Below are 25,581 nucleotides of genomic sequence, written 5' to 3' on the forward strand. Positions count from 1 at the left end.
TACGGTTAATAATAAGGATGAAGAAAAAAGAGGTTATCGATAATGCACTACCAAATTATTTTTTCTTTAATAATGTCACTCGCATTTTTTCATTATACAACTGCTGAGCAGGCCATTATTGTTACGCACGAGCAAGGAGCTCCTCTGCCAATTATCACCGAAAGCGCCGATGCACAAACCGTAACGATGGAAATTGCTCTAGCGCCATCGCCTGCTCACAAAATTCACGTCGTAAATACGAATATAAATACGGCAGGAATCATACAAGAACTTCCGAACGTTTCTCCCGCACAAACACTCCCTATTGCAAGAACACCAGATTTTATTGATAAATCGATTTTTTTTACCATGCTTGGCCTTCTAGCGGCTGGAACTTTTACTGGTGCAAAATTTATTGTGGATTACGCTCCAAAATTATTATCAAATCTTCCTTAAGGAAAACTATGATGCAATTGTTATTTTTTGCATGCTCTATTCTCATCAATGCACACTGCCTTGCAGCGGACACTGCGCCTCTTACTGAATCGCAAAAACCAACTACGTCAGTAAAATTTCCCACGCCGCCACAAACATTTAATTTACATGTAACCACACCGCAACCTACTGTACATATAGAAAATACGAACACAAATCTTAATCAGATTTCAATCCAACAGCAAATTAGAGAATGGGCCGAGTACGGAAAAAATACACAACATTATGCTAAAGCGCAGCTTCTTGATCTTGGTGAATTTACAAAACTTTATATACAGCAAAATTATGGAAAATTGTTTTTAGGGTCGATTGCAGCGGTTTATACTTATCTTACCCTTCGGTTGCTCTATTTACACCGCAGCACATCGCAGCAAGATTCGTGGGCATATTGGAAAAAAAATGAAAACATTGATGAAATCGAAACGATGACACCAACGCAACTTTCTGAAAAACTGGTGCTCGCCATTCAAGAAAAATATCAATCTGCGGAAAAAATAGCAGATTTTATTTCTCCTTTTGTAGCATTCGTTAACGAAACTAATAAAGAGATCAGAGATTTAAACTCGTACATTTGGCTTTTAGATACTCTTAAGCGATTGCATCTCATTGGGCTATTTCCCGGCTATCAAAAAGCAATCGTGCACGCACGCGAGAAGTTAAAACGCATAATGTATTTAAAAAATGTTTTTAGCGCATGGATGGCGGAATATAAATTACACCACAGCACCCTTATTCAGCAGCAACCTGCCGGCCGAAATACAGCAAAAAATGAAAATGGGAAAAAACCTCGCACACGCACATCATTTTTTGAAAGATCTTCTTCGACCGCTCGATTGTCGCTATCTATTCAATCCGCCGAAGCCAACAGTACCAAGTAAAAATTTAATATCATCATCGCAAAAACGAATACCGCCGCCAAAAAAAGCATTCGCATTTTGACGACTTACAAAATCGTCGGCGCCAAACGTTAAATAAATATTACGCATAAAGAAAACTCGATTTAGCCATTTAAGATGCGGGCGAGAATCATTGAGACGATCACGGCCTCTAAAATCGAACGCTTCAAAAGTTGTTACCCAGCGGAATGTATCGGGGCAGCCAAATGGAATATCAATATCCAAACCGATACCAATGGTGTTTTCAAATATTCCCATGCGGAACGCGACATCTTTAAAAATTTTACCAAACTGGAACCCGAATTTATAAATATCAAGTGAGCGATTGGTTGTTTCAATAACACCAATAAGTTCTGGTATTGCTACTTTTTCTGCTAAAAGTTCACTTGGCAATAATAGTTTTCCATTTTCATCAAACCATTGTTTGGTGACAATTTGCCGATGCAATTTTCCTTTTTGTGAGCCAACAATCTGCAAAACATAAAATTTATCTTCAGTTACATGAAAACGTGCATCAAAATATCCTTTAGCGTCTTCAAAATAAACATGTTCTGCAGGACGGAACATAAATTCGCTGTGCGAATCGAGCACCACATTGACCGCATCCATTTTATTAAAATAGCTTTTCACTCCTTGAATCGTCACTTTTAAATCGCGATAGGTTTCATCTTCGTTAATTAACTTGCCAAGAAGCCCTTTGCCCTCATCAAGCTTTCCGGCAACGGAGCTGACATTTTTAAAGCCATCACGCGCTTGAAAAGCTGCATCTTCAAGTGCTTGCGCCGCAGCTTCAAACCTATCTGCTAAACGAGATACATCCCGATCAATTGTTTGCGATGTGTGCGCTATGCTGCTTTGCAAATCGGGAAATTTATCCCTAAGCCCATGAGTGAATTCTCGAAGATCGCCTAAAATACCATTAAGATTTTGTTCGTTACCAATAAGTGTTCTATCAAGAACCTGAGAAATAGATGCAATTCGTTCTGCAGCTTCTTGGAAATTTCTAAACATACCGCGCAGTTCATCAGAGCTTTGTGTTCCCCCGAAAGTTTCTCTCAGCGAGCGAGTTACTTGCTGAACATCGGTCGCAATATCACGCATCCGCACTAAAATATCATCAACAGAAACGGGAGATCTGCCTGGCACGCCTAGAATATCTCCCGGAAATAATCTTGCTTGATCAGCATCTCCTGGAAAAATATCCAAATATTTAGTGCCCAAGATCCCATCCTGGCGAACAATTGCATGCGCATCGCGATATAAAATAAAATCTTTCTGCACCATAATAGTGGCGCATGCTTGAAAATGCGTATTCGCGGCTAATTCTATTTTTTCAATCCATCCAACTTTCACCCCGGCGATTTTTACATCAGCCTTTTTTTCCATTCCTGATACATCACTAAAATAGACGATGTACTGATTATATTTAAGACGATCAAAACGAAAAACGCCAAGGAAAAAACTCAAATAAAAAAAAATACCTAGGGCTGTCAGGATAAAGATCCCAACGATGGTTTCTGCCTTAATCTGCAATGCTAACCCTTTATGTCAAATCCAGTAGAGCTTGTTGATTGCAAAAGGCACAGGATTGTCTTCGGCCTTTTTGCGTTTTCCTATAATAGCATAAATTTTTTGTGTTATCGCCCCAATTTTGGCATAACAGAGCACAGAAAACGCATTTGGCTCGAATTTAGGACTTAGAAGGGGAACAAATTCCTTGGGCAGATTTTTAAATTCTTTACCATAAAGTGGTTGTAAAAATTTATCCCATAATTGATCGAGAGGCATAATTTGCTTGAAGCTGGCAAGAGGCTCCTTAAGCAATTCGGCACGCTTTTTTTCATTTGCTTGTACGCGGGGAGCATTTAATGCAGCAAGCGCTGCATCAGAAAGAAACCATGCTAATAATTGCGGATTGCCGCTCTCTATCGTAAAAAGATCTTTTAGATAAAGAGGCCGTTTTTTATCTAAAAGTTCAGGATCTGGCGGTTCATAAAAAATCGCATCTTTAAATACCGCAGCAAATTCAGGTATCTCTAACAGTTCAGTTACATCATTAAATTTGCCTTGTCTCTGTTTCATATATTTTTCAAACGGCTCAAACAAATCTTTGTCTTTTGTAAACTTTTTTATAGCTGCAAATAATGCTTGTGCATTTTTTTTACCATCTTGTTGGCCAGCAGGTGCATTTTCATTTTTAAATTTTTTTGTTTCAAAATCGAACCATTCATGCAAATCAAATTTGCCGTTCTCGCACATGATGCAAAACTGCACTGTAGCATCAACTCCCTCTTTATCTTTTGTGAGATTAAGAGTTTGCCATTGATTGAGTGGGGGAATTATTGTTTTTACCGCTTCGAGCAATGGATCTTTTTTTTCCTGGCCAGCAGCTTCCTTTTGTGCAGCAGCTCCGGTCTGAGTATCTAGAAGTGAAAGCTGACTTATCGCCAGTTGTACTGCACCAAGCGCTAACGCCTTCGCCTTTTCTCTTTGAATCATCGTATGATCAAAAGCTACTTGCACCGATCCGCGATAAGAAAGACGCGAAACAAGCATTAACGCTATCGCGATGATCATGACCGTAAGAACTAATATGTATCCTGATTGTTGATTCGTGCTTGATTTCACAATTGCTCTCGCGCAAAAATTTCGTGCATAAATGAATATTTTTTTTCTTCTTCCATTGCTTCATCCCAAAGTACCATCTCTATTTTAATAAATTGAGGCATCTCAGGTTTTTCATCAGATTTTTTTTCTTTTTCAGGCCATTCTTGCAGCGCACTATACTCTTTTTTTTGATCTTTATTTTCCTGTTTTTTTGGCGCATTGTATTCAGCTTTTATACTTTTAATAAATGAACCAAGGTGATAACCCTTAATTTGTTTTGCAGCTTTTTCATCATACGCATCAAGCGAAAGATCTGATCCTTCTTGCCGCGTCAAAATAAAACTTCCAGGATGTTCCTTATCTGCCGCCAAGCGATATACCACCCGCACAATTCTCGGCTTTGCAACAATTCCTTTTTCTTTTTCGTAAATTAATAACGGATTGTTGGTAATGAAACTCAATACAGAAAGATTATTATCTTTATTTCTTCCTATAAAAACATTTTCAAGAAGTTTCTTTTTTTCTTCTTTTTTAGCTGGTTCTTTTGGAGCAGCCGCATCTTTTTGGCCAGGCAAAGGAGTGCTTTTTTTCTCTGCAGCAGGTACCGCTTGAAGCGGAATAAATGCTCCGTTCAAATCTTTTTGAAGTTGATTATCAATTATTGCCACACGCACATCCCGGCTAATAATGCGATCAACAAAATTATTAACGCGATTAATCAGCGAAAAACTACTGAAAAGCACCGTTATTAAAATGCCAGAAAAAAGCATTCCTATAACAAGTTCAATAAGCGTGAAGCCAGATTTTTTCATGATTTTTTTTGCTCCGGCCTATAGAGAAATGAAACCATTTTTTCTTCTCGCTTGCCGTACCATTCATCCCATTGTGCGCGTATCGATTCGATCATAATTGACGGAAATTTTTCAAGCGCTGAGCCTTTTGGGGGTTTTATTAATTCGTAGGTAATAGTTATCGGAGGAGTTCCTATGGTTTCTTTTGATTTTTTGCTTGCTGGGCCATAAAGCCCTTCTTTCGCTCGATCAAAAACAGATTGCTTCATTCTTTTTTTCATAAGAATGATACTTTGCCAACTTGTCGCATAGCTCGTTACGCTATCGGTAATTCTTTGCTGTAGTAAAAAAATCGAGGTGAGCACCGAACCTACAATAAAAAGAGCGAGCATCACTTCAATGAGTGAAAACCCCGCAAATTCATTTCGCATAGTATTACGGTTTACTAAATGCATCATACTCACTTAGTTGTGCAGTGAACGGATTAATAATTAAACTAAATTGCTTAGCTTTTCCTTGTGCGTCCAGATCTTTTAAATCGATCGCATTTATAATCACTTCCTGTACCAATCCTTCAGGAACGATATAAAACCAAATCGTTTCAATTTTTATTCCGGGCTGATTAAGCATGTCGCTTCCTTGAATAAAAAATTGCCGTAACTCGATCGTTACAGGAATTTTAAATGGAGAAGAAACATACGGAATAATTACCGGCTCATAATTTTCTTTGGTGCTTTTTTCTGGAGCGCGCACCACACGTTCAACAAGTATAGTGCGCGCTTTTAGATCAATATTAACACGATGCGTTTGCTGCGTTTGCAATGTTTGCAACCAAGCAGAACGAATCAGGCTTTCAAATTTTGCGACAAAATCTTTACGTTCGTATTCCGCATTGCGAAATCGCAAATTGGGAATAGCGACTAATCCAACAAGTCCCAAAATAAATAAAACTATTAATAGTTCTATAAGCGAAAACCCGCTCTTATTCCCATGCACTTATGCGATCCTCAGGAGTGCTATCCTCTGGATTTGAAACGCCATATGAATAGAGCTCATAAGGATGTTTGCTGCCAGATGGAAGTACTTTATAATAAAATTCATTATTCCACGCATCTTTAGGAAGTTTATCCATGCGAGCTCTCCAGCCTTTTCCTTCTTCACCTTTTGGACGCTCTACTAAATCGACCAAACGTGCAGGAAATTTACCATGCTCCATTTGATAGAGATTTACTTCATTCTTAACCACTTGAAGGCTTGCATTCGTGCTTCGTGCGCGAGCAGAATTAACAATGCCAAAATATGATGGCACCGCAATCGCCATAACTAAACCGAGAATTAAAAAAGCAACCATGATTTCTATAAGAGAAAATCCTGGAGTTGCTTGCCTGTTTGCAGTCGTCATAAAAATGCCCTTTCCCATTAAATATTAAATTTCTGTGTGACGCCAAGAATTGGCTGGATAACCGACATAACAATAAATCCAACAGATATTGCCATAATTACTAGCATAATCGGTTCAAGAAGAGTTGAAAGGGTATTTGCATACTCTGCCAAATCATCTTCATAATTTTTTGCAATCGTCAGTAGCATGAAATCAAGTTGCCCGCTTTGCTCGCCGGTATTAATTAAATAAGTAGCAATCGGAGGAAAAATATTTGTTTGTTTTAAGTATTCTGAAATTTTACCTTGCTTGATAATTTTATCGCGCGCTTCACTTAACGCATCTTTAAGCACTCGATTATCGATTACTTTAACAACAATATCAAGCGAATCGGAGAGATTAACGCCGCTCTCCAGTAGCATTCCAAGCGTTCTGCTAAATTGCACCACCGCACCCATTTGCGTAAAATAACCAATAATCGGCAATTTCAGTTTAATTGCGTCGATAATGCGACCGCCCGAAGCGGTTGATTTAAACCATCGATACGCAAAAATGAGTACAATAATTACGCCAATAATAACGAGATAATAGGAACGGATAGCGGTCGAAGTCGCAAGAAGAAAGCGGGTTGTTGCTGGAAGAGCTTGATCCTGGCCAAATGCAGAAACTAAGTTTGGTAAAACAAACGTCACCAACGCGCCAACTATGCCGACCATCATAACCAACTGAATAAGCGGATATGTAAGTGCGCCTTTAACTTTTTTAATAATAGCTTGGCGGCGTTCCATATATTCAACTAATCGATCTAAAATAGTCTCCAGCTTACCGCTCGCTTCGCCCGCACGCACGAGCTGAATATAAATATTATCAAATACTTTTGGATATTTTCCCAATCCATCAGCGAGTGATTTACCTTCTTTTAAATCATCTCGCACGGAAACTAAAATGGTGCGCATTCTTCCTTGAAATTGATCCACAAGGAGCTCAAATGCTTGCAACAGCGGCACGCCAGCTTTTAAAAGTACCGCTAATTGTTTGGTAAAGAGAATTTTATCTTTAAATGAAACGCGAGAAAAGAGACCGCGAACTCGCTGCCAGAGTGATTGCCCCGCAGTTTCGTTTGTTGTCGATTTTATATCGATTGGATATAAACCATTCTTAATAATCCAATCACGAGCCGCATCAATCGTCGGTGCATCAACAGTTCCGATCACCCGTTTACCATTTTTTGCGAGCGCTTGATATGCAAATAATGCCATTTATCTCTTCCTTGAGAGCATGTTTTCAAAACAGTCGGTCAGGTCTATGATTAATTGACACAGAGGTTGTTGCATGTATGCTCTTTTTCATGATACGATCTTTTTCTATAGTTATTAACACTTTATTTCTAGGAGAAGCGCGATGCTATTAAAAAATCGACGATTTTTAATGATAGTGCTCAGCGCCATTTTCATTCATACTTTAACCGCTATGGATAATCAAGATTTTATCTATGGCGAAAACAATTATAACGCATACTCTACTGATAACGATAAACTTTTAGAATCATTTTATCAACCGATCAATTTTACTAAAACAGGTTTTCGCGATTTTCTGCGGCATGCGTTTAATGATCCTGCATATGCAGCGCAATTTATACCGCACAACCTTGATAAGCCAGTAAATCAATTTTTAAAATGGTCGAAGCAATCGCATCAAAGCGCTGGATCCACGAGCGCCTCTCTTCGCCTTTTTACCAATAAGATCAAAGCGGCTCCTTATATGACCGCAGGCCCCATTCTTGCAATAACACAAGAAATGCCAGAATATTTAAAAGATACGATGGTGGAACAATCTACAACAATGTTTGCCAAGCTAAAAAAACTCGTTAAGCGACTCTTATTTACCGCTTTCAATGCTCATTTTGATTATTTTAAAGCTGAACCAAATAATTTCTTAGATACACTTGCAACCGATATTGTTAAAGAAGTTAAAGAAAGTGAATTTATGCAAGCAGAGCTTGATAAAGAACAACTGCGAACCACCGTTGCACATTTTCTAGATACGGCACTTTCAAAAATTATCTGGAGCCCTTTAGATCAAACCGATGCATGGGATTCGTTTAGAAAGATTTCAGAACATCTCAATTCATTAAGAGAACAAGAAATTATCATAGAAGACGATCTTGATGATTTACTTAATACGCTCGTTGAACGCTTTATTCATTTTCTTGAATTAGCCGGCTCAGATCTTTTAATGGATACGGTCATTACCATAGAAAAAGATATTGCGCTTGATGATTGCATCGTTTGCCATATATGCGAACAAGAAGAAGATTTAATTACCAAAAAGCAACGGCTCCTTGACGCGCTCAGCACAACACGCGCAAAAATAGCGGCACGCTCTCAAGGAATTATTACTGAAGTAATTGCACTGCAAAAATAAGAATGCTAGGTAAGATCATCAGGAAAATCGATTTTCTTAAAATACCTATTGAGTTCTTTAGGCGATAGTTTTGCAAAAGCTGAATGCATTAAAAGTGAAGGCGTCCGATTGAAAACTGCGCCCCTTTTAATATGCTCAGTGCGTTCGCTTAAAGATAATTTATTGAATTCATTAATATAACTAATTCTTTCACTTTCAATAGCCGTCTCATCAGTGATGCGAACTATGTTTTCTTTTTCTTTATCTTGTTGATTTAGTTTTGATAACGGCATTGCCGCACATAACATATTCACAAGTAATTGAGCATTATCATGCGGCAGATCACAAACTTGTTCTGTATTCATTGAGCGAAGAGGCGAAACAAAAAAAGAAAGCGCCAGGACACAAATAAGTTTCTGCATCAATTTACTCCTTCTAAAAACTCAAAGAAAATGTTCCACCTATAGTTACTTCCTCAATTGAACGTGTTCCTGGAAGTGGCAATTTAAAAAAACCAGAAACCTGTGGCCTAAATCCCCTGCATTCTGGAATAATGGCTTGAAAATCGTAACCAACTTTGAAGATAAGCTCATTAATTGTCCAACCTTGCAAGCTTTGGGCGCTATTTGCAATATCTTGATTAAACTCATTCGAGCACAGGCTCAAACCATCATCGTCGTGACGCCAATATTGGTACGCCGCCCCAAACCAAAATCCACCGCCCAAAAGATTATAAACGTCGGCATGCACATCAAACCGCTGAGTGAAGCCGTACTCTTTAAATGCGCGCGTTTTTGCCAGCAAAAGAAAATCGGTTTGATCAAAATTAACTTTTATTCGTCGTTCACGAATATTGCCAAAAAGATGAATAAATTCTGCATCGATGCCGGCGCGAATATAATTCCACCAATCAACGTTGATGCCGCCCCCAAGAATAATGCCCACAGAACGATCAAATCCATACGGCATCGAAAGAATATCGTTAATATTGGTTGGCGCACCAAATGGAATAGTGAGCCCCGCTCGCGCATTGAGTTGCACACTTTTCAATACGGGCCTGCCTTGATAAAATTCGCGCAGCCATTCTACAACAACTGCCGCATCTCCAATCCCAATGTGCTTCCAACCTCCGATATTAAGTGTTGGATCAAACTGACTCAGAACGAATGCGAACTGATCGGTTAAATTTTCGCGTACTGTAATATCCGAAGCGGTAACAAAATTTGTCTGATCAATGAAAACAACATTTTTCAAATGTGTTGCGTAAAAAGGAATATGAAAACCTATCGTAAAATTATGGGGGGCATGATAGCGGGCAGTCCACCCAAAAGTGCTTGCCTCATAATCTCCAGTAACCTTAAAATTTCCTCGGATACCATCGTCAACGGGAGAACCCAAAACATCGACAAAAAAATCGGTTTCCGGAGAATCTGGCCCGAAACCTTTGAGCATCGCAATCGCATCTTGGTTTGGCGTCCAAATTTGGGTTACAGGAACTTTTTTGCCCTCAGCATTATAACCGTACGCACGTAATCCAAATTCTCCCCACCCAGTAAGTTGCACATGGGTGTTGCACCATTTTGGCGGTCGCAAATTGATGTCCCACGGTCTAAATAAATTTATCGGAAACATTCCATAAGAATGGGCGCTCATAATCGCAGCAAACCCAAGAAGAATAATTTTTATACTACTTTTTTTTATCGTCATTGATGCATTCCTCGCCCGCTAAAATCTCTATTCGCGCACATAGATACCGCCGTTTCCGCATAGCATTAATCGCCCCGTACTTGTATCAAAAACAGTATGATCAAGCTCTGTCCAATACGGCCCGGAAGCTTGTATAAAAGTATTATTAGTTTTGTGCAACCCTAAGCGCATGCCAGGGTTTATTAATTGATGAACTTGGAAAAATGGAGCCACTCCGCGGCCGGCAGCTTTGGTCATCAAAAGATGTGATCCTTCAGCTAAAATAGAACGGCGATACTCTTTACAATTAAGAAGCATATCCTGCTTCTCTTTGCACGAAACAATTTTCAATTCACCGTTGAGATAATAAAAACGATATACCCACGAATTGGCCTCAAGAACTGAACCAGCAAGCACATAGATTTGTTTTTTTTCGCTAGAACCCGCGCAATCGCCACCGCAAACAGCGTAAAGACTTATTATCGATTTATTCTGCAATGGCGCAACTGCTTGCCAATTGCAATCGATCGCTCCCTGAACACTGCGCAGAGAAACGCCAGGAGCTGTATTAAATAAACCATGGGTGGTTGCTACAATCGCTCCGCTACTGCCAATAATCGCATCGGTAATCGTTCCTCGCGTATATTCTTTTATTGAAAAAACTTGCGTTGATAAAAGCTCATTTTTAACAATCGCTTCATCAGACAATTCTACTCGTTCAATCCCGTTTCTCGTCATTACAAAAAGACAATCATCTCCGGAAATTAACTTTTGTATGCCTCGATGCGTACCTATTTTTTTCCACGAATACTCTTCTTTTGAACTTTCAAATAAAAAATCCTCAAATGTTGCCTGTGCAGGTATTCCCTTGCCATCCTTATCGCAAAGAATCGCAAGACCTTTAATACCGCCGGCAACTAACCACGTTGATCCATCACTGGCAACTGATGTAACGCACGTTATTGGCCCAAGATCATCTAAAGCACTACCCTCGAAGGTATAATGCAATGGCTGACAAGTACGGCTTGTGAGCCCAAGAAAAACTTTCTTAAATCCTGTCGCTGCGATCAAACCTGCATGATCATCGTTAACCATCATTCCTGGCGTATTTTTATCAAAAAACGCAACTCCCTGAACACCACCCAAAGCAGGAGAAAAAGAATTCACCAGTTCGCGCGCCAGAGTGAAAGTTGTTTGATGTTCTTTAATCTGCTCATTATCCACCGCAGGCATCCAGGCAGATTTATAAGGATGCAGAGCCTTTTGATTATCAACTCCCATTATTTGAAGAACGCGATGCTGATCGTTGTAAATAAATTTGAGCGGTTGTTCTTTTGTCGGGAAGGAGCGTTTCCAAGGTGTCCACGAAGCAATGCGGCCCTGTTCATCGAAAATAGGATCGGATGCAAAAAGCCCATGCGCATTTGCATCTGTACCTCGCACAGCTACCCATACCGAATCTCCCACCGTTTGCATATCAATTATTGATCCTGGAAGCTCTTTGCCGCCGCCGATGGAAATAGATTCAGGATCGAGTTTTGTTTGCGTAAATTTATTTCTAAACAAAAACCCCCATGCAGAGCTTGCTCCGGTTTCGTTATTTGCTAACGTTCCAAGTGCAGGATCTTCACTCCATTCTGAAAAAGATGTCGTCCACGATCGATCAACCACAGGAAAAGCAAACATCTTTTTGTTCGTTTCCTCAGGAGAACCATTACCGCCAACGATAATTAAATAAAGAGCTCCCGTTGATGTTCTGAGAGTTTGAATTTTATGTAAACTTATTTTTTTTGAAGAACCCATTGAACTGAACGGAGTATCGCCCAATTGCGCAAGAGATTCATGCGGCGCAAATGGCTCAAGGCATAAACGATCGCCAACCAATCTGCCAACGAGCAATGCGCAGCTTCCTTGATCATGAGTCGCATGTTTTTTTGTCGTCGATTGAACCGCAATGAAAAGGCGTCTCAGATGGTGATCCCAATGTAAAGCTACAGCATTCGGCATCAAGCTATCCAAACCACCATTAATGGAGAGGAGATTTGAATTCCCTTCTCCGTTATCGATCGGATAAGCACAGTTTCCATTACTTTTGCCGCTGTGCGCATCCAGCGGATTAAAATAAAAGCGTTTAATGTACGGTTGCGGCTCTTCTTTGTTTGTTTTTTCGTTGCGAACCATGGTCGTGCCGATCTCGCGATCAAGCCGGAGTACCGCAATCCCACCACCAATTTCTCCAAATTGGCGGCCGTGCCCTTTTACAGCAGCAAAAAAATAATCGTGATCAATATTCTCTTGTGTTCCGGAAGCGCCAATGCTGAGCCCAAGAATACCATCGGTTGGAAGTGGCCCAGTTCCACTCGTTCCCGCATCGTTGATTCCTTCAATACTATTAATTGCTAATACTGGAGACGATGGTGCTGAAACAATGTGATAAAGTGTACTCGGTTCGTCTTTAGTAACAATGAGTGGTTGATCGACCAATAAATCAAATAAACTAACTTCTTTATCTTCTAGCGGATTATCTTTAACTTGTTGCCCGTTAATGTATACGGTTGAGGAATAACCAAATGAAACTTGAATATCACCAATCATTTTTAAAGAAGATGTTCTGCCATCTTCCATAGCAAATGCGAGATTGCGATTGGAAAAATCAACAATTGGATCAGCGGCACCATGCAAACTCAAGGCCTGGTTTAAAATCATAAGAATAAACAGAAGCATCATTCACCCGTCTCCTCTATGCATGCATTTTTTTGGTTACGCACCAGTTTACGCAAAATTTTAAAAAGTACTACTGTGGCTGCTTTTAACCTTTCTTATTTTCGAGCCCCAGGTCCCTTATAAAATTGAAAAGTTTTGCCTGTTAACTTATACTTTGAACAAAAATGACGCGTTATGCTCATTAAACAACAAGGATTTATATGAATTTTTATTTAATTCGCTTTTTTGTGCTCGCATTTGTTTTTTCTTTTTCAGCTAATGCAAAAGTTGCTGATTTAAGATTTATTAAAAATAGCCTTAACCAAGAACAAAAGGCGGTTGTAGAAAATATCGAAGCAATAAATCACAACAATTTGGCCGACAGTTTGATAAAACTCCTTGTAACGGTTCCAGAAAGGCCAGTGCAGCCGCAACTTGAACATTATAAAAAAGTTAAAACAACAGCTCGACTGAAGAATTCTGAAATCATGCTTAATTCTAACGGCGCAGGCGGTTCACACAAAGATAATTTACGGACCACTGAAGGATCTGTCTCGACCGAATACGATTATGCAGCGTATAAAAAAGATCTGGCTGCGTTCGAAGAAAAATCGGCCGTATACCAAGAGAAATATTATCTTGCTATGGATGTTTTGAGAAAGGTAAAAAGCGAAGATCTTGAGATGCTTCAAAAGATTAACGAAACTCGCCCAGATTTAAATCTAGTGCAAAAAAAATCATCACTTGTTCAATTTTTGAAAGACGCAGCGTACACCGCTCAAGCGCGCGAACGAGAAGCAAAGGCTGAGCAAAAATTTCAAACGACCTCTCCGCAATTGGAAAGCTGGTATCGTTTCTATACCAAATTGATAGTTGGCTGGGGAGCGCTTGCAGTGGTTGGAGTGGTTGGGGCTGTTTATGGCAACTCGCCAGAACTTAGAGGAGCGGGAGCCGCAGCTACATTGCTTGGTGCAGGCGGAGCCATTCTCACAAATTCAACATCAAATAATCACATTCACCATTATCAAAAACGCACCGAAGATGCCAACCACAATATCGAGCTTATTAACAAATTCGAAAATCTAAAATTTTAGTAAAAGTCTCGAGAATAAAGATTTTAGGGGCAGCGCCAAGCTGCCCTTTTTTGTGCTCTTTATCCGCCAAAGCCCAACCCCCCCATCGCGCAATCTTTAAAAACCTGCTAAAATGGACTTTATCTCTTCTTTTAGCGAGGAAAAAATGAAAATAAAATTGTTTTTTTTATCTCTTTTGCACATAGTAGCAACGAACGCGCAACACGCAGAAATCGATTTACGGGATGTCTACAATTCTCTCCCTACTCAAAATCATGAGCAAGTTGTTGATGGTATCAATCAGCTCCATCCTTCCTTAATTTCTCGAGGAATTTCTGCAATACTCGTTAATTTGCCTGCATTGCCGGTCGCTCCCAACAAAGTTGATTTTCAATTTACAGAGACTATCAACACCCAAAAATCGGATAATATGATCACGCTCTTGTGGCGCGATGCAAAAGATATAAAAATGAGCCACAAAGAAAGCTCTATGCAAAAATTTGATACAGCAGCTTACCAGCAAGCGTATCAGCGCTATCAAGCGGAGTTAGTTATCTACAAAAAACTCCTGAAACTGATCGATGCGATTCAAGCAAATATTTCTTCACTTACATTGAAAAATCTAAATGTTATTCACAAACTAAATCAGTCGCTCGATATCGCTCGCAAAAAACTCGAAGAAGAATATTTCTTTAATAACGCTGTGCATACTGCTCGAACAAAATTAAATGAAATTACTGATGAGCAAAAAAGCGAAACGAGCCAAGAAGGAATTGATAAATGGCAGTTTCGGTATCGCACCATTGGCCTCTTGAGCGCATTTTTAGGGCTTGCAGGTTGCTACCATGGATCAAAAACTGAAAATTGCGTTAACGGCTCGTACGATGCAGGAAAACTCGTTATTGCAATTCCGTGCGCTGCATTAAGCGCAGTAGGAATCATCTGGGGCATTTATAATTCGCTTTATCACAACTGGTATTATCAACATCGTGTCGAAAAAGCGGTACAGAATTATACCATGATCAAAGAGTTTAATGAATTTGAATTTGATTCAGCATTTGAAAATCCGATCGCTGTTCCCATGCCTTCAAATGCAGGAATGTAAAAAGCAAAGACTGAATGAGAAATTATATTTTTCTATCGTTGCTTGTTATTGCTTTTCAGACATTATTTTTTCCAGATGGGTATTCTTTACTAAATAATCGTGAAGCAATTGGAATAATTATTGGCCTCTTTTTCTTTTGCGCTCATTACCTTTATATAAAAAAGAAAGTTGATGCGTTTAGCGTAGAACAAAGCGAAGATTCTAGAGAGCTTTTGGAAAAGATGTTTTTTGAAAAGACACGAGCCAGCTTTCCGTTCATATTTTCAAGCAGTTATAATGATTCTGGCAATCCTAATATTGCTTATTTTTCTCATTATTCCTCGCCCACCTTTATTGGCGCCCATTTAAAAATGCTTCTCGACCCTAACACGAAAAAGGTTATTGATAGAAAAACACAAATTATGCTTTCTTTACCAGCCTTGTGCTCGTTAGTCATATTCGCTTGGCTATCAATAAAACTTCTTCATTTGCTCTTTAACGCGTTCTAATAAATGCCTAATTGTCTCTAATCGAGTTTTTTATTTTGCTAAAACTGTAAATTCTGTTTACTCTAATTACAACTTTAAAGTATCTGCTGCTTAGGGAATACAAAAAAATATGCATGCAAAAATATTTTCAGCTACAACGATTGGTATTGAAGCGCATCTGGTTGAAGTAGAGGTCGATCTTTCGTACGGCATGCTCCAATTTTTTATTGTAGGCCTGCCCGATACTGCTATTAAAGAAAGTCGTCAACGTATTGCAACTGCCATAAAAAATAGCGGTATTCGTTTGCCGGAACGAAAAATTACGGTAAATTTAGCCCCCGCCGATTTAAAAAAAGAAGGAACGCTTTTTGATCTACCGATTGCTATTGGAATTCTGGCCGCGGCGCAATTAATTAAAATTGAATCTGCATTCTTGCACGAGACTCTTATTATTGGAGAACTTTCGCTGGATGGCACGATTCGTTCCATAAAAGGTGCTTTGCCTATCGCTTTTGATGCGCAAATATTAGGAAAAAAAAGATTAGTCGTTCCAAAAGAAAATGCGCACGAAGCGGCGCTTATTAATGGCGTGGAAGTAATTGGTGTTTCAAATCTTGTAGAAATAATCTCGTTTCTCAGGGGCGAATTATCGATCCCGCCAACCAAAACTTCTTATATTCCAAAAAATATAATTTCTGCTGATTTAGATTTTGGGCAAGTAAAAGGCCAACATCAAGCAAAACGCGCTTTGCAAATTTGTGCTGCGGGCCGGCATAATATTTTATTTATAGGCCCTCCAGGTTCCGGAAAAACGATGCTTGCAAAACGACTGCCCTCAATTATGCCTCCTTTATCGTTTCAAGAAATTTTAGAAACCACCAAAGTTTATTCGGTAAGCGGTAAATTGCAAAAACAATTGATTACCGAGCGTCCGTTTCGTAATCCGCATCATACCATTTCGCAAGCGGGGCTCGTAGGCGGCGGTTCTTTTCCGCAACCGGGCGAAATAAGTTTAACGCACAACGGCATTCTCTTTTTAGATGAACTTACCGAATTTAAACGCACAACGCTTGAAGTGCTTCGCCAACCACTAGAAAATAAATCGGTCTGCATCTCACGCGCAAATCAAAGCGTCACTTTTCCAGCATCTTTTTTACTTATTGCGGCACTCAATCCTTGCCCGTGCGGATTTCTTGGCGATGCAAAACGGAATTGCCACTGTTCGCGCACCGCAATTGAACATTATTTAGCTAAATTATCGGGCCCGCTTTTGGATCGCATCGATTTGCAAATTAATGTGCCTTCTCTTGATTACGATACCCTCAAGAAAACTGACGCGCCAGCTCTTACTTCGGCAGAACTTTTTGCTGGCGTACAAAACGCACTCGATGCGCAAGCAAAACGATTTGGCAATCAGCATGAATTTAATAGCAACATGAATTCGCAGCAGATTGATGCATTTTGTGTTTTAACTCCCGATGCGGAGCATCTGATAAAGCAAGCTTTTGAGAAACTTCATTTAAGCATGCGCGGATATCATAAAATATTAAAAGTTGCGCGCACCATCGCAGATATTGAAAACTCTTTAATAATCGAAATGCCTCACATTCGTGAAGCGATCTTTTATCGCTCACTTGATGCAACGCTAGAAAAAATGCGCTCATGATCCTTGGCCTTGGTATCGATTCGGCAGAAATCGAACGATTTATACATTGGCATAGGTTTACCGAGCAGCAACTGCTCAAATTTTTTAGCCAGCATGAAATCGATTATTGTAAAGCAATCCCCGCAAAAAGTGCTGAACGATTTGCCGCCCGATTTGCAGCAAAAGAAGCGCTGTTCAAAGCGCTTTCAAATCTTATCCCCGAAAAGCCACTTTTGCTCCTGGCCGTCGCTAAAAAATCTGAAATTTACCAAGGAATTCATGGTGCGCCAATAATTCGGATCGATTGGCCCTTCTTTATATCAACATTCTTCCCACAGCTCAAAACGGCACCAGTTGCTCATATAAGCATCACGCATACGCGCACAATCGCTACAGTTTGTATAATTTTAGAGAGTAAATAGGTTTAACCTGTTGACAAAGAACAAAAAAAGCGTACTATTACCAGTACAAAAGCGCATTTCAATAAGATATTGCAAATAAGCGTTTTGAAAATTGAAAAACAAGTTTGACGCGGGGTAGAGCAGCCTGGTAGCTCGTTGGGCTCATAACCCAAAGGTCGCTGGTTCGAATCCAGCCCCCGCCACCAATTTATGCTCCAAAAAAGCTAATTCTGGCCCGGCCCTTTCTTAACGAATCGTCTTCTCTTCCTCAATTTTTATGTGTTCATATTTTTTTATTTCATTCGTAGGATTACGACTTTCTTTATTACTATCGCTATTAACATGATTTTTCAGCACCTTTTTGATTAAAAAAGTGCCCTCGTTTTCATTACTCTTTTTTAAGGAATCTTCTTTCTTGATAACTATATTTATCTATTTAGCCCTGCGCCGCTTTTTTTAGATCGGCCAGAGTTTCTCGATAGCCTGATTTGTCAGCTATCAACCAATTTCACATTTGTCATTTATTTAAAAAAGTAGCCAGTTTGACATAGTTTTTTAATTCAATTATTATGAATAGAGCATGCGTATATTGGTGTTTTCCGTTAGGCCGAGCCTTTTAACTTAAGTTTCAAATGTTGGTTATATTCTTTTCTTTAGCATTATTATTTGAGCTTTGCGCTCTTCCGATGAATAACACCCAAGATTCTATCACGAACTTGCCCTTGCCAAGTGAACTTAATTAATATCAATTATTTATTTATATGGGGTTATTTATGAACTTTTTATTATTGATATGTGCATTCATCATGCATTTTTCTATTTTTTCTATGGAAAATCCAGACAACAACAATCAATCTGCCAATGATGGATCGGCGATCATCAAAAAGTTAGATGGTCACCCAGCGATCGTTGATAAGATATTTCAATATGTCCAAGCCGCACGAATCAGAGAGCTTAATGGTTTTAAAGCATTAAAACCAAAAAATGAAAATGTTCTATTTTGCGATGAAGATGAAAATCCTATCGCGATTGATCCTGTTCTTATTTTTGGCGGAATACAAACAAGCGGAGATAAGCAGATTCTTATTGCTCCCAATAAGACTATTCCGGGATTTCGTGTAAAAACCGAAGGAACTCCCAAGAAAATAAACGCGTTGCAGCAGGAAAATTACTCTATACAATTCGAAACTAAACCATCGAGCAAAGCATCGCCACAAGCAAGGGTAATTAAAACACTGGATGATAAAAAAGAAACACTTTATTCGCCAAAATCATCAATCGTTATTAATAACAATAACCCGCTAGCAAATCTTTTTGCTCGAGTTGCTCCTGCAACTACGCAGCCAGCTGCGCGCAGTCTTTTTTCGAATGGTAAGCCAAAAAGCGTTGGTCTCAAGACATTCGGAAATGGCCGCTTCGTTTATATGGGCAATGATCACGTATTTGATCACCTCACCCATCAAATAGCTATTCTTCCGGAAAAAACAAATCTATCATCGGTTATATATTTCACGCCGACTATTTTGGAATCGGCTCCGACGAATAAATTGGCGAATATTGAATCTGCAAAAAAAGCATAAAAAAAATTAAATCTTTGTTTTGAAACTACAGGATTATTATGAATATTCTATTTTTAGCCTTTGTAACTTTCTCATTTTCTACCCTATGTATGGAAAATGGTTCTAAGAAAATCGTTAAAACATACCAGGGACATGCGCGCCTGCATAATGTAGACCTGAATAAGAGTGAAGCTACGACGCTAGAAACAAACGCTCAAAATTCAACTTGCGCATACGTACCTAAAAAAACAAAAGCTCCAAAACATGTAACTTTTGGATTAGTGAAAGTTATTGCTGATCAAGATAATAAGAACATAGTTTCTGAAGTAAAAAAAGATGATAAATGGGTTCACTTTGATGACGAAGTGAGCGTTGCGGCACATTTATTAAAACCTAAGCCTGCGTTCAGAATTCAGAAAAAAGTTACATTTATCCCTCAAGGGTTGAAGTTCGAGAGAGATCAAGACGGAAAACTCCAAAAACAGGACGGATGCTTCATCGTAAAAGAACCTAAGTCTGGCAAAACTCACCTATGGCAGCATGGGGCTCACGAGCAAGCTTTGCTTAACCATGTCGGGCAAAAAGGGATCCATACTATTGGCGATAACATCCAAGTCGTTATTAAGCCAGATACGGAAGCGCGATTGGTTACCACAGTTAACGCGCAAGATAGAAGACTCACCTTATATTCTCTCTTGCCGGCAAAAAACAGCGGATTAGACGCCGTTTCTGAAAGTTATGATATCAAGACTCTTGAAAATGATGGCATTAATAAGATTATTGTTGGCCCCGATGCTCACGTTAAATTCCGTGGAACAAAATCAGGTTCACAAAAACCAATGATATTCTTTACTGAGCAAACGCAAGAAAAGAAATAATCGTTACTAGTTTTGTTTAATAGGGATATCGCGCTCGATATCCCTATTTTTTTTCATCTGACTTATTTAAAAACTGTTCCATATTTTTAAGCAATTCTTTTGCATTTGGATACGTGAGTTTTTCCACAGCTTCCTTATACGGCAGCCATTCGTAGCCAACATGCTCGTGCGACAACGTAACTTTTTTTGTGTTCACTTTTCCTATAAAAAAATACACGGTTTTAAGAATTAACTCGCCCGTTTTTGAATTTTTAAAGAAATACTCAAACGATTCTTCAAATCCATCAACCAACGTTGCAGTCAACCCAGCTTCTTCTTGAAGTTCTCGCATTGCCGCTGTAATTTTATCTTCGCCTTTCTCAATGTGCCCTTTAGGAAAATCCCAGTGGCCCGACGCGTAATGAAGTAATAGATAGGTACGCACTCCCGCTCGCTCATAATAAACAACGACACCCGCAGAAAATTCGCGATTCATACTTTATTACTCCAAAAAATAGAGCGATATGCCAAAATAGCGGCGCGTTCTAAAGAGCGCAAGAAAAAAAGCTACCGCAAGCGGGCAGAACCATGCCCAAAACATCAATGTAGTAAGAAGCGTTGGTGCCCACGAACCCAGAGAGTTTATGAGTGAAACTGCTGCATAATAAATCACCGCAAATGCCGCTCCCAACAAAGTACATTGCGTTACGCTTTTGAGAGCAAATGATGCAAATCTTTTTGTATACAACACAATACCAAAAAAATACTGCAGCCCTAACGTGAAGAGCACTGTTTGCAACGCACTGACGATTACGGTGGTGAGTGCAATGCCCGCTGCACCAAAAAGCGGCATCAAAATATAATAACTGAGCACTACATCAATGAGTAAAACTGCGACAGAAATATACAGCGGAATGCGCGTTTCATGCAATGCATAATATAAATTCAATAAAATATGATTGAGCGAAAAGAAAAAAAGCCCTGTGACGAAAATAATCAAAATAGTGCTCGCTTCCTGTACATGGACCATCGTGAATTTTTTTGAAAGGAAAAGCGTTAAGAAAAGTTTTTCTGAAATAAACGCAAAAATAAGTGAAACAGGAACCATCACCCAAAAAATAAGCTTTGCCGCTTCAAAAAGAAAAAAGCTCAAACGCGAGCGCGCATACGTGCCCACCCGGGCAAAATAAGGAAATAAAACGGTTGAAAACGCGCGAGAAAAAACGCCGAGCGGAATTCCCATAAATCGATTCGCATAATAAACGAGCGAAATCGATCCTGCAGGCAAAAAGGATGCAATGCTGGTTGAAACAACGAGCAATAATTCCATAACGCTCATTGAAAGAAGGCAGGGCAAAAATTTTCTGAGCACTTGCCGAATGGAAACCCAAGTTTTTTCCGTTATTGGCGCAAAACTAAAACCAACTCTAAAATAGGCGATTAAATGCCAAAGCATATGTGCTAAGCCGCTGAATAAAATAAAGCCACACAACACCTTTATTGGCCAATTAAAAATCATGCATAATAAAATGCCGCCAATAAAAATAACATTAATAAGCACCTGAGCAAACGCGGGCACGAAAAAATCGTTCACCGATTGCAATGCACTTGCAAGCAGCGCGCTGGTTGATAAGAAAAGAATAAATCCAATGAGCAGCCGCAGGAAAGAAACAGCGTACGCTACTTGTGCTCCTGCTTGCCCCTGCGCTAGAAAGGCGACGCATGCGCCGATAGTTTTATCAAGCACCGGAATACCAAAAACCACAAATTCGCGCTGCTGAGGAATGCAATACCAACCTGGCGCAATAAAACGAATCACTGCTTCCGCTTTCCAGAAAATCAGAACGCATAGAACTAATAAGATTCCTTCAAAAATAAGTAATGATAGCGTCATTAAACTGCTGACTGCTTGCTTATCATCTTTTTTGCCTAACGAAACAAACGTGGGCACCAGCGCCGCACTTAATGCGCCTTCAGCAAAAACTTTTCTCATAGAATTAGGAATTTTAAATGCGGTGATGAAAGCATCGGCAATCACGCCGACGCCCAAAAGATTTGCCATGAGTACTTCGCGCACCATGCCCAAAAGACGACTGATCATGGTTGAGCTTGCAACTTGAACCGTTTTTTGACGAATCGCTTGTCTATTCACGATGATAAATCCTTTCTTTTTCCCCCAGAAAACCTTGGTTTTGAAGCCGCGGGTGAATGAGAAAAATATTTTCCGGGGTCCCCACTGGGGTTAATTAATGTTGTTCATTCGTTATTTCGATGATTGTATCCATTTTTGATAAAATAGCATGATCATGGGTACTTAAAATGAGTCCCACTTGAAAATCTTTTTGGTATTCAAGTAACAGATTAATAATTTCCTCGCCGGTTTTAGCATCAAGTGCGCTCGTCGGTTCATCTGCGAGTAAAAAATCTGGCTGTGTAATTAATGCGCGTGCAAGCGCCACCCTTTGCTGCTGCCCGCCTGAAAGCACTGGTGGAAATGAATGCGCATATTCTTGCAAACCCATCTGCGCAAGAAGAAGCATCGCTTTTTTTATAGCCTCGCTTTGAGAATAACCGGCAATGATACCTTTAATAGCAATATTTTCTAATGCCGAGAGTTCATAAATTAAATGGGGGGATTGAAAAACGATGCCAATATTTTTTTGCCGTGCTAAATCACCAAGCGAAGCGGGAATCTGCGATCCATTATCAAATTCGTAGATAATAGAACCGGCTGTTGCTTGTTCAAGCCCTGCTGCAAGATGCATAAACGTAGATTTGCCGGCGCCAGATCGCCCTACAACTCCATAGCATCTATTTTTTTCAAAACAAACTGTTATTGGATTGAGTGTAAAACGATTCAGTCCCGAAAACGATTTACTAACGGCTTGAAAAATAAGGGTTTTTAAGCGCATGTTGCTACAATCATTCTATTGGGAAACAGCCGCTTGTTTAAATGCCCTTGGGCAACTCTCACGCAATTATTGTTTTCAATTGTGTTCATACTCTACAATGAAGATAAAAGGGATACGGACAACACCAATATTACAAGCGGTATTTGCGCTGAATGAGTATACGGTGTTTTGGGTAAAATACAAATAAGGGGGAGTGAGTGTAATGAAAACATTGTCATCTAAAAATATTAAAGAAACCATTCCTGATATACTCCCAGTCATCCCCACAATGGACGTCGTTGTTTTTCCGCACATGATCGTTCCATTGTTGGTGCTTGATGAACGGATTATTAAAGGTGTACAAGAAGCTGTTGAAGGTTCAAAGCTTGTTATGCTTTTAGCTTCAAAAAAACAAATTGATAACCACGAAACCGCTATAGGAACCCAAGATCTTTTCTGCATCGGTACCGTCGCTTCAATTATGCGTCTCGTTAAAATTCCTGAAGGCGGCATTAAAGTTTTAGTTCAGGGTCTGCACAAGGCAACTGCAAGTGAAATAATAACCGATAATTCTATTTTATCGGCACGCGTTCAAGTTTTAAATCATGAAGATATGCCTGAAAGCGCAGAGGTTGTCGCGCAAATTAAAAATATTAAAGAATTAACAGAACGCATGGATGCCGCAGGCCAAACATTTAGCCCCGATTTTCACACCATCCTTTCAAAAATGCAGGATCCGCAAAAAATTGCCGATTTTATTCTTTCTCATTTAAGTTTATCGGTCGTCGACGCGCAAGGCCTTCTTGAAAAACCGACATTACGAGAATTCCTTGAAGTAATTTATCTGCTCTTAAGCCGCGAACTTGAAGTTGCGGAAGTACAAGAACGGGTGAAAAACCGCGCGCGCGAATCTATGAACAAGTCGCAAAAAGAGTTTTACTTGCGCGAACAATTAAAAGCGATTAAAAAAGAACTCGGCGAAGATGATGTTGAAGATGTTGAAGAAATGCGCACAAAAATTGAAACGCTCGCGCTTTCTGAAGAAGCACGGGTTGAAGTTAATCGTCAATTAAATCGTCTTGAGCGAACCGCTGCCGATTCTATGGAAGCATCGGTAACCCGCACCTATCTTGATTGGATGCTTTCAATGCCATGGGGTTCTGAAACTTCCGATAATCTTGATATTAAGCACGCGCGAGAAATTCTTGATCAAGATCATCATGGCCTTAAAGAGATTAAAGAACGTATTTTAGATTTCATTTCGATCCGCAAACTTAAACAAGATTCGCACACACCGATCCTGTGCTTTTTTGGCCCCCCAGGAACAGGCAAAACTTCACTTGGGCAATCGATCGCTAAATGTTTAGGAAGAGAATGTTTCCGCGTTTCTCTTGGCGGTGTAAAAGATGAAGCAGAAATCCGTGGCCATCGCCGCACCTACGTTGGTGCAATGCCCGGCCGCATAATTCAAGGTTTCCGCAAAGTAAAATCGCTCAACCCGGTTATTGTTATCGACGAGCTTGATAAGATCGGTGCAGATTTCCGTGGTGATCCTTCAGCGGCGTTACTTGAAGTGCTCGATCCGCAACAAAATAAAACGTTCTACGATAACTATTTAGGCGTTCCGTTCGATTTATCTAAAGTCATTTTTATTGCTACCGCCAACTCGCTGGAAACAATCTCAGAACCATTGCGCGACCGGATGGAAATTATTCAACTTTCTGGCTACACGCTCGATGAAAAACTGCATATTAGTAACCTGCATCTGATTAGAAAAGCGATTAAAGATGCTGGCATGGAAGATCATAATTTAAGTTTCCACAACGATGTGCTTAAAGATCTCGTGCTTAACTACACGCGAGAATCTGGTGTTCGCCAACTTGAGCGTTTAATCAGAAAACTCTGCTCAAAAGCTGCACGATGCTATGTGGAAGAAAATCGCACCATTAGTTTTGCTCCTGAAAATATTGAGCTTTACTTGGGGCCGCGCCGCTTCCTTGAAGATGATGTTAATAAGGAAAATCATGTGGGCGTAACCAACGGCCTTGCATGGACTTCTTATGGTGGCGAAATGATTCGCATCGAAGCGGTTGCAATGCCCGGAAAAGGACGCTTGATTTTAACGGGGCAACTTGGCAACGTGATGAAAGAATCTGCTCAAGCGGCGATGAGTTATGCGCGTGCACATTCAAAAGAGTTCAACATTAATAGCAAGATGTTTACACACTACGATCTGCATATTCACGTTCCTGCTGGCGCAATTCCTAAAGATGGCCCGTCCGCGGGTATCGCGATGCTCACGTCGATTCTTTCGGCGCTCACCTTGCGCCCAATTAATGCACAATTTGCAATGACGGGAGAACTAAATCTTCATGGCGATGTGATGCCAATTGGCGGCGTTAAAGAAAAAATCTTGACCGCAAAACGTAATCGCGTTCCGCATGTGATTTTACCGCAGAAAAACAAATGCGATTTAGTTGGCCAAGAAGATATTGTAAAAGATATCAACGTCATTTGGGTGACGCACGCAAATGAAGTGTTAAGCCACGTACTCATGCCAGAAACGAAAGAAAAACATTGAAAACTATCCCGACCCTTCGATACAAACGCTGTCGCATTTACTCAGGGCGAGCGGGATTTAT

Annotated in this window: 24 protein-coding genes and 1 tRNA gene; 12 read left to right on the plus strand and 13 right to left on the minus strand. The window is 39.9% G+C overall.

Annotated elements, in window-relative coordinates; all coding sequences use genetic code 11:
* The first annotated feature begins 42 nt into the window (after positions 1–42).
* Both HYX58_04905 and HYX58_04910 read left to right on the plus strand, forming a co-directional pair.
* Positions 43–435: a hypothetical protein gene (locus tag HYX58_04905; GenBank protein MBI2775318.1), complete on the plus strand. Its 393-nt coding sequence runs from the start codon at positions 43–45 to the stop codon at positions 433–435.
* 8 nt (positions 436–443) lie between these two features.
* Positions 444–1,352 carry a hypothetical protein gene (locus HYX58_04910; GenBank protein MBI2775319.1) on the plus strand — a complete coding sequence of 303 codons (909 nt, stop codon included), beginning with the start codon at positions 444–446 and terminating at the stop codon, positions 1,350–1,352.
* On the opposite strand, the gene HYX58_04915 is transcribed toward HYX58_04910, so the two are convergent.
* From HYX58_04915 to HYX58_04945, 7 genes are read right to left on the minus strand one after another with little or no spacing between them, the layout of a single operon-like run.
* A complete protein-coding gene (locus tag HYX58_04915) occupies positions 1,314–2,903 on the minus strand; it encodes an MCE family protein (protein ID MBI2775320.1) in 1,590 nt (529 codons plus the stop codon). The two genes, HYX58_04910 and HYX58_04915, sit on opposite strands and share 39 nt — an antisense overlap.
* A gap of 15 nt (positions 2,904–2,918) precedes the next feature.
* On the minus strand, positions 2,919–3,998 hold the full coding sequence (locus tag HYX58_04920) for a hypothetical protein (protein ID MBI2775321.1): 1,080 nt from the start codon (positions 3,996–3,998) through the stop codon (positions 2,919–2,921).
* Entirely contained in the window at positions 3,995–4,789 is a 795-nt protein-coding gene (locus tag HYX58_04925) for a type II secretion system protein (GenBank protein ID MBI2775322.1), read from the minus strand. Before HYX58_04925 ends, HYX58_04920 begins: the two co-directional genes overlap by 4 nt.
* A complete protein-coding gene (locus HYX58_04930) occupies positions 4,786–5,226 on the minus strand; it encodes a prepilin-type N-terminal cleavage/methylation domain-containing protein (GenBank protein ID MBI2775323.1) in 441 nt (146 codons plus the stop codon). The genes HYX58_04925 and HYX58_04930 overlap by 4 nt, the downstream gene beginning before the upstream one ends.
* On the minus strand, positions 5,204–5,764 hold the full coding sequence (locus HYX58_04935) for a type II secretion system protein (protein MBI2775324.1): 561 nt from the start codon (positions 5,762–5,764) through the stop codon (positions 5,204–5,206). Before HYX58_04935 ends, HYX58_04930 begins: the two co-directional genes overlap by 23 nt.
* Entirely contained in the window at positions 5,751–6,170 is a 420-nt protein-coding gene (locus HYX58_04940; protein MBI2775325.1) for a type II secretion system protein GspG, read from the minus strand. Before HYX58_04940 ends, HYX58_04935 begins: the two co-directional genes overlap by 14 nt.
* A gap of 17 nt (positions 6,171–6,187) precedes the next feature.
* Positions 6,188–7,408 (minus strand): type II secretion system F family protein, encoded by a 1,221-nt coding sequence (locus HYX58_04945; GenBank protein ID MBI2775326.1) that lies wholly within the window; start codon positions 7,406–7,408, stop codon positions 6,188–6,190.
* Positions 7,409–7,550: 142 nt separating this feature from the next.
* Here HYX58_04945 and HYX58_04950 point away from each other — a divergent pair, with 142 nt between their 5' ends.
* Positions 7,551–8,573, plus strand: coding sequence for a hypothetical protein (locus tag HYX58_04950; GenBank protein ID MBI2775327.1), 1,023 nt, complete (start codon positions 7,551–7,553; stop codon positions 8,571–8,573).
* 5 nt (positions 8,574–8,578) lie between these two features.
* Here the strand turns inward: HYX58_04950 and HYX58_04955 are convergent, their stop codons facing one another.
* Genes HYX58_04955 through HYX58_04965 form a run of 3 tightly spaced genes read right to left on the minus strand, consistent with a single transcriptional unit; the run spans position 8,579 to position 12,965 of the window.
* On the minus strand, positions 8,579–8,974 hold the full coding sequence (locus HYX58_04955) for a hypothetical protein (GenBank protein MBI2775328.1): 396 nt from the start codon (positions 8,972–8,974) through the stop codon (positions 8,579–8,581).
* A 13-nt stretch (positions 8,975–8,987) separates the two neighbouring features.
* Positions 8,988–10,259 carry a hypothetical protein gene (locus HYX58_04960; GenBank protein MBI2775329.1) on the minus strand — a complete coding sequence of 424 codons (1,272 nt, stop codon included), beginning with the start codon at positions 10,257–10,259 and terminating at the stop codon, positions 8,988–8,990.
* Positions 10,260–10,286: 27 nt separating this feature from the next.
* On the minus strand, positions 10,287–12,965 hold the full coding sequence (locus HYX58_04965; GenBank protein ID MBI2775330.1) for a hypothetical protein: 2,679 nt from the start codon (positions 12,963–12,965) through the stop codon (positions 10,287–10,289).
* Between the two features lie 197 nt (positions 12,966–13,162).
* Here HYX58_04965 and HYX58_04970 point away from each other — a divergent pair, with 197 nt between their 5' ends.
* From HYX58_04970 to HYX58_05005, 8 genes are all read left to right on the plus strand, one after another.
* Positions 13,163–14,035: a hypothetical protein gene (locus tag HYX58_04970; GenBank protein ID MBI2775331.1), complete on the plus strand. Its 873-nt coding sequence runs from the start codon at positions 13,163–13,165 to the stop codon at positions 14,033–14,035.
* A gap of 145 nt (positions 14,036–14,180) precedes the next feature.
* The gene (locus tag HYX58_04975) at positions 14,181–15,119 is read left to right on the plus strand and encodes a hypothetical protein (GenBank protein ID MBI2775332.1); all 939 of its coding nucleotides are present in this window, start codon (positions 14,181–14,183) and stop codon (positions 15,117–15,119) included.
* Between the two features lie 14 nt (positions 15,120–15,133).
* The gene (locus HYX58_04980) at positions 15,134–15,607 is read left to right on the plus strand and encodes a hypothetical protein (GenBank protein MBI2775333.1); all 474 of its coding nucleotides are present in this window, start codon (positions 15,134–15,136) and stop codon (positions 15,605–15,607) included.
* A gap of 109 nt (positions 15,608–15,716) precedes the next feature.
* Positions 15,717–17,252, plus strand: coding sequence for a YifB family Mg chelatase-like AAA ATPase (locus tag HYX58_04985; GenBank protein MBI2775334.1), 1,536 nt, complete (start codon positions 15,717–15,719; stop codon positions 17,250–17,252).
* Entirely contained in the window at positions 17,249–17,653 is a 405-nt protein-coding gene (locus HYX58_04990) for a 4'-phosphopantetheinyl transferase superfamily protein (protein MBI2775335.1), read from the plus strand. Before HYX58_04985 ends, HYX58_04990 begins: the two co-directional genes overlap by 4 nt.
* 108 nt (positions 17,654–17,761) lie before the next feature.
* A tRNA-Met gene (locus HYX58_04995) sits at positions 17,762–17,838 on the plus strand.
* A 567-nt stretch (positions 17,839–18,405) separates the two neighbouring features.
* The gene (locus HYX58_05000; GenBank protein ID MBI2775336.1) at positions 18,406–19,212 is read left to right on the plus strand and encodes a hypothetical protein; all 807 of its coding nucleotides are present in this window, start codon (positions 18,406–18,408) and stop codon (positions 19,210–19,212) included.
* A 38-nt stretch (positions 19,213–19,250) separates the two neighbouring features.
* On the plus strand, positions 19,251–20,069 hold the full coding sequence (locus tag HYX58_05005; GenBank protein MBI2775337.1) for a hypothetical protein: 819 nt from the start codon (positions 19,251–19,253) through the stop codon (positions 20,067–20,069).
* Between the two features lie 43 nt (positions 20,070–20,112).
* Here HYX58_05005 and HYX58_05010 read toward each other — a convergent pair whose 3' ends face one another.
* The 3 genes from HYX58_05010 to HYX58_05020 form a co-directional block, all read right to left on the minus strand.
* Complete coding sequence (locus tag HYX58_05010; GenBank protein ID MBI2775338.1) at positions 20,113–20,544, minus strand: NUDIX domain-containing protein; 432 nt, start codon at positions 20,542–20,544, stop codon at positions 20,113–20,115.
* A gap of 6 nt (positions 20,545–20,550) precedes the next feature.
* Positions 20,551–22,200: a murein biosynthesis integral membrane protein MurJ gene (locus HYX58_05015; GenBank protein MBI2775339.1), complete on the minus strand. Its 1,650-nt coding sequence runs from the start codon at positions 22,198–22,200 to the stop codon at positions 20,551–20,553.
* 94 nt (positions 22,201–22,294) lie between these two features.
* The gene (locus tag HYX58_05020) at positions 22,295–22,960 is read right to left on the minus strand and encodes an ATP-binding cassette domain-containing protein (protein MBI2775340.1); all 666 of its coding nucleotides are present in this window, start codon (positions 22,958–22,960) and stop codon (positions 22,295–22,297) included.
* A 202-nt stretch (positions 22,961–23,162) separates the two neighbouring features.
* On the opposite strand from HYX58_05020, the gene lon reads away from it, so the two are divergent.
* Positions 23,163–25,520, plus strand: a complete 2,358-nt coding sequence (gene lon, locus HYX58_05025) for an endopeptidase La (GenBank protein ID MBI2775341.1) — start codon at positions 23,163–23,165, stop codon at positions 25,518–25,520.
* Positions 25,521–25,581: the final 61 nt, after the last annotated feature.

The sequence above is a fragment of the Candidatus Dependentiae bacterium genome (assembly GCA_016191325.1).
Taxonomy (GTDB): Bacteria; Babelota; Babeliae; order Babelales; family JACPOV01; genus JACPOV01.